A 12,421-nucleotide genomic window follows, 5' to 3' on the forward strand; every position below is an offset into this window, starting at 1 on the left:
TTGAACATCGGGTGCGGCAAAAACTGCGGCGCACGGGTGGTTTGATCGCATCTCGAAGGAACAGGTGGTCGCCCGCTCATGGCGGCGATTTCGCCAGCGCACGTGCGGCCGGGCTGAGGAAAACCCAGAACACCAGCAGGCAGAGCGTGGCGCTGAGCCCCCACAAGAACCAGGCGGCGCCGGCGGCCTGGAGGCCGAAACCGGCGATCAGCACGGCAAGCGGCGTCGCCATCATCGCAATCGCCGCCGTGGTTCCAAGCACGCTGCCGCGGATCGCAGCCGGCGCGCGTTTCAGAAACATCGCATTGGCGAGCGGGCCGAGCGCCCCGGTGGAAAGACCGATCAGGGCGGCCGCGATGAGCAGCAAAGGACCGCTCTCAAAGAACGCGATGAGGCCGATGGAGAGCGTCGCGCCGGATATGCCGGCGAGCAGCACGGCCCGGCTGTTCCACGAGTGGCCGCGAATGGCGAAAACCACCGCAGACAAAGCCGCCCCTGCCCCGGAAACCGAGAGAAACAGCCCGAGGTCGAGGACATCCGCTCCGCTGGCCTTAAACAGTACCGGCAGGACAACGGCGTTGAGCGCCCCGAAAACCGCCAGCATCACCATGGCGACGACAAGCAGAAGACGCAAAAGCGGCTCCGTCAGCAGAAAGCGCAGACCTGCAAATGTCGCATCGCCGCGATCCGCACCGGCGGATTTGCGCCTATGACGCGGCAAACAGATCGCGCCGATCACGGCAGCGAGCAGCGAACAGGCCGCCGTGATCAGCAGGGCATATTCCATCCCGAAAGCGGCAATGGCGATGCCCGCGACCGGCGGGCCAAAAATCATCGCCGCATTTTCAAGCAATTCATCTATCGAGGTGACCCGCTCGATCGGCATCCGGGCGATGCGGGCAAGTTCCGGCACCCTTGCATCATGGGCGATCATGCCCGGACCGTCGAGCAGCGCCCCGACCACGATCAGGCCGAGCAGAAGGCCGATATCCATGTGCCCCGCCATCATGAGAAAGGGAATGGCCACGACGCTCAGGGCGCTGGCGAGATCGGCGGTAACCGCAACGATGCGCGAACCGAAACGGTCGACGACGGGGCCGCCACAGAAAGCGCCGATAACCAGCGGTATCATGCCCGCCGCCGCCGCCATCCCAGTCCAGGCGGCATTGCCGGTCAGGGACAGCACGATCCACGGCAGCGCAACGGCCGCCACCGCATTGCCGAAAAGCGACAGGCCTCCGGCAAGGATGACGCCATAAAGCGGCGCACGGCGATGCGGAAGGCCGAGCCCGCGATAACCGGATGCGGAAACCGTTTCGAGTTGGCAGCAGGACGTCGCAAGAGGCATCGTCTCAACCGTGCTGCTGTCTGAAGGCATAACACTCTCCAAGTTTCATCTGCTCACGGCGCCGCCGGTAAGGAGGGAAGGCGGTAAATATCCGGCCGCACAGGTTCCCGGAGCGACGCGTATGAACGATCCTCACACCTCGCCCGCCCGGCTTATTTCAGCCACTTATTTCATTAATTAAGTAGTCAGTCTATTTATTGCGACGGATGTTTTTTTTGTCAAGCGGGGCTTGAGAAAAATGACAGGGTGACGGGAAATGTCGTTTGCGGTCGCGTGTGCAGGCGATGTCAGGCGATGGTGAAGGCTGGACATTGGGGCAGCTTTTTCTGCGCCCATACGCGACAAATTGGCTCCCCGTGCCGGAGCCAGTCCTCGACCCTCATTTCCGTGCTTGTCACAGGGATTCAGCCGACGCGTGTTTGCGCGGAGAAAAGCCTCTTTTCCGCGAAGAATTGGGGTGAATATGGATAGAAATAATATAATTATATCAAAATTTAAACCAGACAATATAATGTAATTTCAAAACTCACCAGACGCCTCCCGGCGTCTCAGGTCCAGTTCTTCGCTATAGCGCCTCAGCGTATGGCTTTCGGTAAGCAATCCGACAGGGCGATTTTCGATCTTGTCATTAACGACAACCAGCGCTTCGCTCTCCGCCGCATCAAAGGCTGCCGCCGCCTGGCGGGCATTCATGGTCGGCAGCAACACATCGTTCTTGTATTGCAGATAGGTTTCGAGGCTGATCTTGCTGGGGTCGCGATCCATCGGGTCGGCGTAAATTTCCGGCACGAGGACGATGCCGGCATAACGCCCGTCATCATGGGTCATGATTACCCGTTGCGTCGAGCCGAGCGGGAACTTCTCCTTGAAGGCCGGGAGGCCCATGCTGACATTGGCCTTGCGGATATCGGCGCGCATCATCCTGCCGACCGTCAGGTCGCGGATCCAGCCAATATCATGGGCGCTGCGAATGCTCTCACCCCGCAGGTGAAAACGCCAGGTGGCGAAGGAGTAACCGAAGGTCGTGCGCACCACGAGCGAAGTGGTGATGACGGCGGCAAGCACCAGCGCCGTGATCTGAAAGTCGCCTGTCAGTTCCAGCGCCAGAAACGTCATCGTCAGCGGACCGCCGATAATGGCGGCGGCAAAGGCGCTCATACCGATCACGGCATAGACGATAGGCGCTGTCGACCCATAGCCGATATACGGTGCGCAGAGCGCGAAAATCTTGCCGAGCAGCGAGCCCATGAACAACGACGCGAAAAACAGGCCGCCGCGGAAATTCGAACCGATGGAAATGGCGCTGGCCGCCGCCTTCAACAGGAACAGTCCGGCCACCCCGTATATCGTCAGTTCCGCATCGATATTGAGATGCAGCGCGCCATGGCCGCTCGACAGCACCTGCGGTGAAATCAGCGCGAGCCCGCCCACCGCCACGCCGCCGATGGCAGGACGCAGCCAGCTCGGAATGGCGCTTTTGCGTGCGGTTTCTTCGATGAAGGACACCGCCTGCATCAGCACGATGCCGATGGCCGCACATACGACGCCGAGAAAGATGGCGGGCACATAATCCGCCGGTGTTACACGGCTGGCATCGACAATATCGATCGAGATACCATGGCCGCCGATGATCCCGATGACCGTCGTCGCCACCAGTGCCGAGACGATGAGCGGCGCAAGCGTCACCACGGTATAGGTGCCGATGATGAGTTCGATGGCGTAGAACGCCCCGGTCAGAGGCGCATTGAAGGCAGCAGCAATCGCGCCCGCCGCACCGCAGCCGACAAGGATACGCATGTCCCCTCGCCGCAGCTTCAGCTTGATGCCGATCTTCGAGGCGACGCCGCTGGCGATCTGGGTGTAACCGGCCTCCAGCCCGACGGACGCGCCAAAACCGTTGGAAACGACATTCTGCACGCAGACGATGATACTGTCCGTCAACGACAACCGGCCGCCATGCAGCGCATTCGCCTCGATGGGGTCGACCATGGGTTTCTTGCGGGTCTTCGAAAGGATGAAGATGATCAGCCCGAGCACGATGCCGCCGATGATTGGGCCGGCAAGCACGATCCGTCCGGAAAGATCGCTGCTGCTCAACCGCTCGACGCCGAAAACCAGCAGATGCAACGCCGTGCTCAAGGCGCCGATCAGCGCCACCAGAAAGCCCGCCGCAATGCCGATGAAGACGGCAAGGAGCACCAGTCCCAGCTCGCCCCGCCGAAACATCGCCCGCAGGCGACTGGCGCGCAGATTGTCGAAAAAGCTCGCCATACTGGGTGCACGGAAAGGCTTGGTCGACATGCTGTTCCTTTTCAGGCGGCGTCAGGCTGCTTCGAACTCGATCTCGAAACGCATCTGATCATAGGCCGGTTCGACATGATCAGGCGTTTCCCGCATCACCGTCTCATAATCGAGCGGAATATGCATGTGGGTCAAGATCGCCCTTTTGGGTGCGAATCTCTCGATCCAGCCAAGCGCCTGTTCCAGTGAAAGATGGCTGGGGTGATACCGGTGCTGCAGCGCGTCGATGACGAGGACATCGAGACCGGCAAGCTTCGGCAGGCTTTCTGCCGGAAAATCGCTGACATCGGTGCAATAGGCGACGTCACCAATGCGGAAGCCCAGCGAATGCACATCGCCATGCTGCTGCATATGCACGTTGAACGGGATCGGCCCGCCTGCCCCATCGACGATCAGCGCCGCGTCGATATCGGCGATGATCCGCGGTTCGACGATGGGCGGATAGCTGCTGCCCGGCGGGGTCTCCAGGCAATAGGCGAAACCGTCCTTTATCCGCGCCATGGTAATGGGATCGGCATAGATCGGAATGCGGTTTTGCTGAAGGGCGAAATAGATGCGCAGATCGTCGATACCGTGCAGATGGTCGGCATGGGCATGGGTGTAAAGCACCGCATCCACCGCCTCCACCTTGGCCGCGATCATCTGCTCGCGAAAATCCGGGCCGGTATCGATGACGACAGTCGTCCTGCCGCCATCCGGGCCGATCTGCTCCACCATGAAGGCCGTTCGCGTGCGCCGGTTCTTCGGGTTTTCGGGATCGCAGGCGCCCCAGTCGCCGTTGATGCGCGGCACGCCGGGCGACGACGCGCAACCGAGAACCGTGAAGCGACGACGGTAGATTGCCACACCTACACCCTTGTCATCTTGGAAAAGCAGCGGAAGGCGTTTTCGGTGGTGATTTCGGCCATGCGCTCATAGGAAACGCCATGCACCTCGGCCAGAACCTCAGCGGTATTGACCACATAGGACGGCTCGTTGCGCTTTCCCCGCCAGCGCTTCGGCGCAAGATAGGGCGCATCCGTTTCCACCAGCAGCCGGTCCAGCGGCACGGTGGCGGCGATATCGCGGATGTCCTGCGATTTAGGAAAGGTCAGAATGCCGGAAAAGGACACATAACCGCCAAGCTCGACACCGGTTTTCGCCAGCTCGGGACCAGCGGAAAAGCAGTGGAGAATGAAGGGGAATGGTCCCTTGTCGCTTTCGGCGCGCAAAATAGCGGCCATGTCGTCATCGGCGCTGCGGCTGTGGATGACAAGCGGAAGCTTCGTTCGTCTTGCTGCCTCGATGTGGCGAATGAGGCCGGTCTTCTGGTCTTCCGGCTTCTGCGTATCGTAGAAATAATCCAGACCCGCCTCGCCGATTGCCACGATCTTGTCATGGCTCTCCGCCAGCCGCACAAGCTCGTCGGCGGAAATATCCAGTTCCTCATCGGCATTGTTCGGATGCGTGCCGACCGAACAGAAGACCGACGGATATTTTTCCGTGATCTTCAAGAGTTCGGGCAGCCGGCGCACCCGGGTCGAGATCGTCACCATCTGGCTCACACCCGAAGCATGGGCGCGGGCGATGATATCGTCGCGCTCAGCCTCGAAATCGGGAAAATCCAGATGGCAATGTGTATCGATCAGCATGGGTCTGGCCTTCACGCTTCCGGTGCGACGTAACGCGGGAAGACCGGCTTCGGTGCTTCCAGCGGCGTGCCCGGAACCAGACGGCCCGCTTCGCCGAGTGCGGCAAAATCACGTTTGTCGGCAGGGGCAGCAACGAGATCGAGCAGCTTCCCGCAGGATTCCGGCATGAAGGGCTGCAGGAGAATGCCGATCTGGCGCACCACTTCTGCCGTAACGTAAAGCACGGTGCCCATGCGCTCGGGATCGGTCTTCTTCAGTGCCCACGGCTCCTGAGAGGCAAAATAGCGGTCGGTCTCCGAGACAACGGCGATGATGGCCGCAAGCGCGCGGTGGATGAGCTGCTTGCCCATTTCCTCGCGGCAAATTTCAAGCAGCCCATCGGCGGAAGCCAGCATCGCCTTGTCTTCTTCGGTGAACTCACCGGGCGTCGGGATCTGGCCTTCGCAATTCTTGACGATCATCGACAGCGAACGGCTGGCGAGATTGCCGATACCGTTGGCAAGATCGGCATTGATGCGGGTGGCGATGCCCTCTTCGCTATAGCTGCCGTCCTGGCCGAAGGAGACTTCGCGCAGGAAGAAATAACGGACCTGATCGAGACCGAAATGGTTCACCAGATTGGCCGGATCGACGACGTTGCCGAGCGACTTAGACATCTTCTCGCCCTTGTTGAGCAGGAAGCCATGCGCATAGACCCGCTTGGGCAACGGCAGCTTCGCGCTCATCAGGAAAGCCGGCCAATAGACCGCGTGGAAGCGGATGATGTCCTTGCCGATGATATGCACGTCGGCCGGCCAATATTTCGCACGCGGGCCGTTCCTGTCTTCGATGTAACCCGTGGCGGTGATGTAGTTGGTCAGCGCATCGACCCAGACATACATGACGTGTTTCGGATCGTTCGGAACCTTGATGCCCCAGTCGAAGGTGGTGCGGGAAATCGACAGGTCCTTGAGGCCGGATTTGACGAAGGAGATGATTTCGTTGCGGCGTTCTGCCGGGCCGATGAACTCCGGGTTCTCCTCGTAGAGCTTCAGCAGCTTGTCCTGATATTCGGAGAGCTTGAAGAAGTAGCTTTCCTCCTCCACCCACTCGACCGGCGTGCCCTGCGGCCCGTAGCGAACGCCGTCAGCGCGCACTTCCGTCTCGTCCTCGGCGTAATAGGCCTCGTCGCGCACGGAATACCAGCCGGCATAGCTGTCCTTGTAGATGTCGCCGCTGTCGGCCATCAGGTTCCAGATATTGCGCGAGGTCTCGTGGTGACGCTCTTCCGTGGTGCGGATGAAATCGTCGTTCGAGGCGTTGAGCAGCTTGCCCATCGCCCGGAACTGGTCGGAATTGCGCTCAGCCAGTTCTTCCGGCGAAATGCCTTCCGCCCGCGCCGTCTGCTGCATCTTCTGGCCGTGTTCGTCGGTGCCGGTCAGGAAGAACACATCCATTCCGTCCAGGCGCTGAAAGCGTGCCATGGCGTCCGTCGCAATCAACTCATAGGCATGGCCGATATGCGGCTTGCCGTTAGGATAGGAGATCGCGGTGGTGATGTAGAATGGTGTCTTGTCTGTCATGACGGTCTATCGACTTTACAGGCTGTTTTTTGGATAGACCGCTCTTAAACCATTGTTCGCAGCAGCGAAAGGCAGAGCGTACGTTTTGTACGACAGCTTGCAGACAAAGCGGATTTGGCGAGCGCTTGGCTCCGCACTCCGTCACCCCGGACCTGATCCGGGGTCCAGCCACGGCACGGACGCGCCGTGGCTGGATGCCGGATCCAGTCCGGCATGACGGAGGAGAATTTATCCACCGTCGAATCGTACATTCCGCACGATCCCTCGCCTTCAAGCGCCGCGAATATCTTCCAGAATGGAAAGCACCATCTGCTTCTTGTCGAGATTATAGGCCTGCGCCACGGTGATGCGTTCCGAGAGCGCCGAGGAAAGCCGTGCATGTTTCTCTGCCGCTGCAATATCGCCCGCCATCGCCGCCGCCCTTGCGCGTTCCATCAACTCTTCCGTCACATGCTCCATGAAGAAGCCGAGAACGATGTCGCCATCCTTCTGTGCCAGAACCTCGGCAAGCTTATGCATCTGCTTGCGCACGCCGGGCCCTTCGGAAGCCATGACCTCCGCAAAGGCCTCGACAATGTCGGAGCCGCCGTAATTCATCAGCTTCAACGCCTGCGCCACGCTGCCCTTGGAGGCGGCGAGCAGGGCGTCGCGTTTTTCGCCTTCCGGGCTGATGCCGAGATGATCGAGGGACTGCACCATGGCCGCATCAGAAAGCGGCAGGAGCCTGAGCGGCATGCAGCGTGAACGGATGGTCGGCAGCAATTTTCCCGGCGCATGGGAGAGAACGAGGAACATCGCCCGTTTCGGTGGCTCCTCCAGTATTTTGAGGATCGCATTCGCGGCGTTGCGGTTGAGATCGTCGGCGGGATCGATGATGACGATACGCCAGTTGCCGGTGCCGGAGGTCTGCGAAAAGAAGTGCCCTGCCCGCCGCACCTCGTCCACGGTGATGGCGGATTTCACACGGCCGGTCTTTTCATCCACCGGACGGGTCAGATGCAGCAGATTATGCGAGGCCCCGGCAGTGATCTGGCGGCTGACGAGAGATTGCGGATTAGGATCGGCGAGAAAATCCGGCGCCAGCGAGGGATCGGGATGGTTGAGCACATGATTGGCGAAACGGAAGGCAAGCGTCGCCTTGCCGATCCCCTCCGGCCCTTCGATCAGAATGGCATGATGGCCCTTGCCGGAGCGATAGGACTGCGCGAGGAAGGCTTCCGCTTCCTCATGCCCGAAAAGCTTCGTGTTCTGCTGCGGCGCAATCGCACCGTCGAGAACGCCCTGGACCTCACTCATGCGCCGCGCCCGCTGCTGTTTTCAGCTGTTCGAGCAAGGGTTCGACAAAGGACATGACATCCTCCGCCACTTTTTCTTCCGGCTGATCGGCGTTGACGATCCGGCAACGACGCGGCTCGGCAAGCGCGATGTCGAGATAGGCCTCACGCCGCTTCTCGTGGGTCTCGATTTCCTCTTTTTCGAACCGGTCCGGCGCAGCGCCTTCATCCGCGCGCTTTCTGGCGCGGGCGAGCCCCTTTTCGGCGGCAATATCGAAAATCAACGTCAGTTCCGGCACGACGCCGTCAATCGCAATGCGTTGCAACGTCTCGATGAAATCCGGCTCCAGATTGCCGGTCGTGCCCTGATAGACACGCGACGAATCGAGGAACCGGTCGCAGAGCACGATCTCACCGCGCGCAAGTGCCGGGCGAATGACCTCTTCGACATGGTCGTTGCGCGCCGCCGCAAACAGGATCGCTTCCATGCGCACCCCGAAGGATTCCGCAGCGCCGGATAGAAGAACATGACGAACGGCCTCCGCACCTGGCGAGCCGCCCGGCTCACGCGTCACGACCACCTCGAAACCACGGCCGCGAAGCGCCTCGGCAAGCGTGCGAATCTGCGTCGACTTGCCGGCGCCTTCGCCGCCTTCGAAGCTGATGAACAATCCGGTCTTTTCGGCCAATGTCACGTCCTGCACGGGTTTCCTCGAATTCGAAATGCCTGTTTACAGCATCGAACCGAAATCTGTGAAGCGCTTTTCAGAAAAACCGATGCCTGAACAAAAGCATAGGAACAAGGTCGCGCATGGAACAGGCTTTCAGAGCCAGAACAGCAGCAGTTCCTTCAGCGCACCTGTCGCATTCTGGGTGAGAGACCCCTTGCCGACTGCCGCCTTCGTATAAAGCGGCACTTCCCGCAACAGGCGCTCGCCCGAAAAAATCTTGAGCGTTCCGGCATTCGCCCCGACGTCCAGCGGCGCATTCAGGGGCCAGCGATAGACGATACGGCCGGAAATACGATCCGGATTATTGACCGGCACCAGCACGCTGACATCTTCCTTCGGCGAAAGATCGATATGCGAAACATCGCCGCCATAAACGCTGACAGACCCGACGGCTTCGTCCTTGCTGAAGAGATGGCGTTTTTCAAAGGCGGTCAGGCCCCAGTCCACCACCCGGCGGGCCTCTTCCTGCCGCGTCTTGTCGTCCACGATGCCGGCAAGCGCCAGATAGACCCGGCGGCCTTCCCGCTCGGCCGAAACGACAGCGGCAAAACCGCTGCCTTCCGCAAAACCGAGACCGAGACCGTCGATACCGCTGCCGGGCATTAGCAGCGTATTCTTGTTGCGCTGGAAAATCCGGTTCCATTCGAAATCCGGTTTGGTGAAAAGCCCGTAACGCTCGGGATAGGTATCACGCAGATGTTGCGCAAGACGCACCATGTCCCTCGCGGTCGTCCGGTTGCCGGGGTCGGGAAGCCCGGTCGAATTGGTGAAGGTGCTGCTGCTCATGCCCAGTTCGCCCGCCCGCGCCGTCATGCGCTTGGCGAAGGAGGCATCCGAACCCGCCATGCCTTCGGCAACGACGATGCAGCCGTCATTGGCGTTCTGCACGATGATGCCGGTCAAAAGATCGTTGATGCCGACGGAGGATTTCAGCGCCGCGAACATGGTCGAGGTGCGCGAGGGCGCGCCGCCCGTGCGCCAGGCATATTCCGAGACGGGGTAAGCCGTCTCTGCCGTCACCTGCCCCTTTGACAACGCATCCAGCACCACTTCCACCGTCATCAGCTTGGCAAGCGAAGCGGGCGGAAAAGGCTGATTCTCGTTTTGCGAAAGAAGCACCGTGCCGGTTTCGGCATCGATCATATAGGCCTGTTCGGCCTTTGCGATGAAGGGGCCGGTCTGCGATTGCACCGGGCCTGCACTGAAAAACGCAAACGCTGCCGCTGCGACGACCGAACAATAGGAGCGATGAATGGCCTTGCGCATGAAACCGCCCAGTTCTGCCTGCCGTAACCGGCTGCCCGCGATAAAGGCGAGAGGCCGGCCGTATCCTTCAATTCGTCAGCGCGACTTCGCCTGCTGACGCTTCACATGGGCGAGTATCGATTGCTCGTTGAGCGCGCCACGGTCGACGAGCACGCTGTCGAAGGCGCTCGCGGTCCTGGAGACCGTAGCCGATTCTTCGGCATAGGCCGCCGCAAATTTGGAAGAAGGCGTCGGCACGCGCAGATAATTGCCGCCAGGCGCCGCCGGCTCACGCATGAAATTGCCTTCCGGGCGCTCCGCCAGGATAGGACCGATTTCCGGCAGGATCGCGAACTGCTCGAAAGCCGGCGCCGGGCCGTTGACCAGCGGCATGGCCTGAAGCGCCGCATTCTTCTTGGAACCGACGAGCGCCGTCTGTGTGGAGCCGCCATAATTCGGGTTGGACGCAGGAGCCGGAACGAAATTCGGCGAGGCCGAAGCCACCATCACGCCCGTCGCGATCTGCCCTTCGGGCGCCACACCCGGCGAGCGCGAACCCTTCGGAATATAGGATGCCATCAGATAAGGCATGTCGTGACCATCGAGCGGTGCGCGACCGGCATATTGTACCCGCACATTGGCCGTGCCGGTGGCCTTCATGTCGAGAAGATCGGCCGTCTTGCTGGAAACGTCGATCAGGCGGCCTTCGTGGAACGGTCCGCGATCGTTGACGCGCACCAGAACCGAAGCGCCATTTTCCATGTTGGTGATGCGCGCGTAGCTCGGCAGGGGAAATGTCGGATGTGCGGCAGAAAGATGTTCTTTGTCGTAGACCTCGCCATTGGCGGTCAGGCGACCATGGAAGGCGGAACCGTACCAGGAAGCAAGACCGGTTTTATTGTAACCCGGCTCTTCCTTCGGGAAATAACGGCGGCCCTTGACGGTATAGGCATTGCCGATCAGCTCTCGCCCGCCACCCTTGGGTATGGCCTTGCCATCGGCCACACGCGGACTAGCTTTGACGCCATATTCGGATTCGGAAAAATATTCCTTGCTGCGCTTGGGCTTAGGCTTGGTCTCGGATGTCGTGGAACACGATGCGGTTGCGGCGCAAAGCACGGAAATTGCAAGCCACTTCACGCCCGACCTGGCGTTGATGCCGAGTTTCTTGACCGTAGAATTCAAATCGTCTGCCCCACGCTGCTATTGGCTCGGAGAACCGCACCCTCACTTGCCTCGATTATTTGCCCCTGCCATCGAAGCACCTAACAGTCGCTTAATCTTGTGCATAACGTGGCGAAAATGCGAACGACTTCTGCAAATTCGATAAAATTGTAACGAACGTGGTTAATGATTTCTATCTTTTGAGCCCACCCGTCGGGCCGGATTTACCCGCCTCAACATCTCCCGCTCACCGCGTCTGCAAGGAACAAACGGACGGCAACCGCGTTCTCTTCCCGCAAACAAACGAGCTTTCCGCCGGTTTCGGCTGAGGGAGGAAACATGATCAAGATTATGAAAACCACAGCTCTTGCGATGGGCATCGCCCTGGTATCCTTCGCCGCGCCGATCCCCGCAGGTGCGCAGGACATGGAACTCAGAATCGGCCCCGACGGCGTTCGCCCCGTCATCCGCGATCGCGACCGGGACTTAGACCGCCGCGGCCCGCCTCGCATGCGTGGCTGCAGCGAACGCGAAGCCCGCGCCGCCGCCCGTGAAGCAGGCCTGCGCGATCCCGAGGTCGTGCGCGTCACCCCGGGCCGTGTCGTCGTCGAAGGCTTCACGCGCCGGGGACCGGATCGCATCACCTTCGCCAATGAACGGGGCTGCCCGGAAATCTGATTGGATGAACACATGGAACCCGCCACAAGGCGGGTTTCTCATTGGCGCTGAATTCGAGCCATTCCAAAGCTGATTAACGCGATCGAGGCATCCCTCGTCGCAGCGTTGTTCGAATGATTTTTGCGCTTTATGGCAGATGGGGTGGGATTCGAACCCACGGTACGCTCTCACGCACGCCGGTTTTCAAGACCGGTTCCTTAAACCACTCGGACACCCATCCATCGGTGGTGACGCTTTATAGCGGTTTGAAAAAGGCCGTCAATCCCGCCCGGGCGAGCCGTGTCGCCCTTCTCTTACGGCTGGCATATCATTGCCCCGGGGTCGTTGCCGGCGGCAGCAGGGATCCGTCACCTGAAGGTATCGAGGGCACCTGCTGAGCCGTATCGAATAGCGTCAGGCTCAAAACGATTGCGACAAGCACCAGCAAAAGCGCCACGAAGAGGATTCCCGATTTATCCATGCGTCTGCTCATGTCACGTTATGTTAA

The 12,421-nt window shown here is 60.2% G+C and carries 11 protein-coding genes and 1 tRNA gene; 1 reads left to right on the top strand and 11 read right to left on the bottom strand.

Annotated elements, in window-relative coordinates; genetic code table 11:
* Window positions 1-76: 76 nt before the first annotated feature.
* The 9 genes from F3H58_RS13490 to F3H58_RS13530 form a co-directional block, all read right to left on the bottom strand.
* Complete coding sequence (locus F3H58_RS13490) at window positions 77-1,378, bottom strand: MFS transporter (RefSeq protein ID WP_149742559.1); 1,302 nt, start codon at window positions 1,376-1,378, stop codon at window positions 77-79.
* A 489-nt stretch (window positions 1,379-1,867) separates the two neighbouring features.
* The gene (locus tag F3H58_RS13495; RefSeq protein ID WP_149742560.1) at window positions 1,868-3,649 is read right to left on the bottom strand and encodes a chloride channel protein; all 1,782 of its coding nucleotides are present in this window, start codon (window positions 3,647-3,649) and stop codon (window positions 1,868-1,870) included.
* 21 nt (window positions 3,650-3,670) lie between these two features.
* The gene (locus F3H58_RS13500) at window positions 3,671-4,495 is read right to left on the bottom strand and encodes an MBL fold metallo-hydrolase (protein WP_149742561.1); all 825 of its coding nucleotides are present in this window, start codon (window positions 4,493-4,495) and stop codon (window positions 3,671-3,673) included.
* 2 nt (window positions 4,496-4,497) lie between these two features.
* Window positions 4,498-5,280 (bottom strand): TatD family hydrolase, encoded by a 783-nt coding sequence (locus F3H58_RS13505; RefSeq protein WP_149742562.1) that lies wholly within the window; start codon window positions 5,278-5,280, stop codon window positions 4,498-4,500.
* Window positions 5,281-5,291: 11 nt separating this feature from the next.
* Entirely contained in the window at window positions 5,292-6,842 is a 1,551-nt protein-coding gene (gene metG, locus F3H58_RS13510; protein WP_149742563.1) for a methionine--tRNA ligase, read from the bottom strand.
* Between the two features lie 270 nt (window positions 6,843-7,112).
* Window positions 7,113-8,138 (bottom strand): DNA polymerase III subunit delta', encoded by a 1,026-nt coding sequence (locus tag F3H58_RS13515; RefSeq protein WP_149742564.1) that lies wholly within the window; start codon window positions 8,136-8,138, stop codon window positions 7,113-7,115.
* Window positions 8,131-8,805 (bottom strand): dTMP kinase, encoded by a 675-nt coding sequence (gene tmk, locus F3H58_RS13520; RefSeq protein ID WP_065655460.1) that lies wholly within the window; start codon window positions 8,803-8,805, stop codon window positions 8,131-8,133. Before tmk ends, F3H58_RS13515 begins: the two co-directional genes overlap by 8 nt.
* Window positions 8,806-8,940: 135 nt before the next feature.
* Entirely contained in the window at window positions 8,941-10,113 is a 1,173-nt protein-coding gene (locus tag F3H58_RS13525; RefSeq protein WP_137451954.1) for a D-alanyl-D-alanine carboxypeptidase family protein, read from the bottom strand.
* A gap of 75 nt (window positions 10,114-10,188) precedes the next feature.
* Window positions 10,189-11,277: a septal ring lytic transglycosylase RlpA family protein gene (locus F3H58_RS13530; protein ID WP_149742565.1), complete on the bottom strand. Its 1,089-nt coding sequence runs from the start codon at window positions 11,275-11,277 to the stop codon at window positions 10,189-10,191.
* A 318-nt stretch (window positions 11,278-11,595) separates the two neighbouring features.
* Here F3H58_RS13530 and F3H58_RS13535 point away from each other — a divergent pair, with 318 nt between their 5' ends.
* Entirely contained in the window at window positions 11,596-11,934 is a 339-nt protein-coding gene (locus F3H58_RS13535) for a hypothetical protein (protein WP_149742566.1), read from the top strand.
* A 130-nt stretch (window positions 11,935-12,064) separates the two neighbouring features.
* On the opposite strand, the gene F3H58_RS13540 is transcribed toward F3H58_RS13535, so the two are convergent.
* Window positions 12,065-12,154, bottom strand: a tRNA-Ser gene (locus F3H58_RS13540).
* Window positions 12,155-12,241: 87 nt separating this feature from the next.
* On the bottom strand, window positions 12,242-12,394 hold the full coding sequence (locus tag F3H58_RS13545) for a hypothetical protein (RefSeq protein WP_162856850.1): 153 nt from the start codon (window positions 12,392-12,394) through the stop codon (window positions 12,242-12,244).
* Between the last annotated feature and the right edge of the window lie 27 nt (window positions 12,395-12,421).

Source organism: Rhizobium sp. NFACC06-2 (genome assembly GCF_900101425.1).
In the GTDB taxonomy this organism is placed as follows: Bacteria; Pseudomonadota; Alphaproteobacteria; order Rhizobiales; family Rhizobiaceae; genus Agrobacterium; species Agrobacterium leguminum.

Bases quoted from the DNA above. Each gene is read 5' to 3' on its own strand.
- F3H58_RS13490 (WP_149742559.1), bottom strand. From the start codon at position 1,378: ATGCCTTCAGACAGCAGCACGGTTGAGACGATGCCTCTTGCGACGTCC.
- F3H58_RS13495 (WP_149742560.1), bottom strand. From the start codon at position 3,649: ATGTCGACCAAGCCTTTCCGTGCACCCAGTATGGCGAGCTTTTTCGAC.
- F3H58_RS13505 (WP_149742562.1), bottom strand. From the start codon at position 5,280: ATGCTGATCGATACACATTGCCATCTGGATTTTCCCGATTTCGAGGCT.
- metG (WP_149742563.1), bottom strand. From the start codon at position 6,842: ATGACAGACAAGACACCATTCTACATCACCACCGCGATCTCCTATCCT.
- F3H58_RS13515 (WP_149742564.1), bottom strand. From the start codon at position 8,138: ATGAGTGAGGTCCAGGGCGTTCTCGACGGTGCGATTGCGCCGCAGCAG.
- F3H58_RS13525 (WP_137451954.1), bottom strand. From the start codon at position 10,113: ATGCGCAAGGCCATTCATCGCTCCTATTGTTCGGTCGTCGCAGCGGCA.
- F3H58_RS13535 (WP_149742566.1), top strand. From the start codon at position 11,596: ATGATCAAGATTATGAAAACCACAGCTCTTGCGATGGGCATCGCCCTG.
- F3H58_RS13545 (WP_162856850.1), bottom strand. From the start codon at position 12,394: ATGGATAAATCGGGAATCCTCTTCGTGGCGCTTTTGCTGGTGCTTGTC.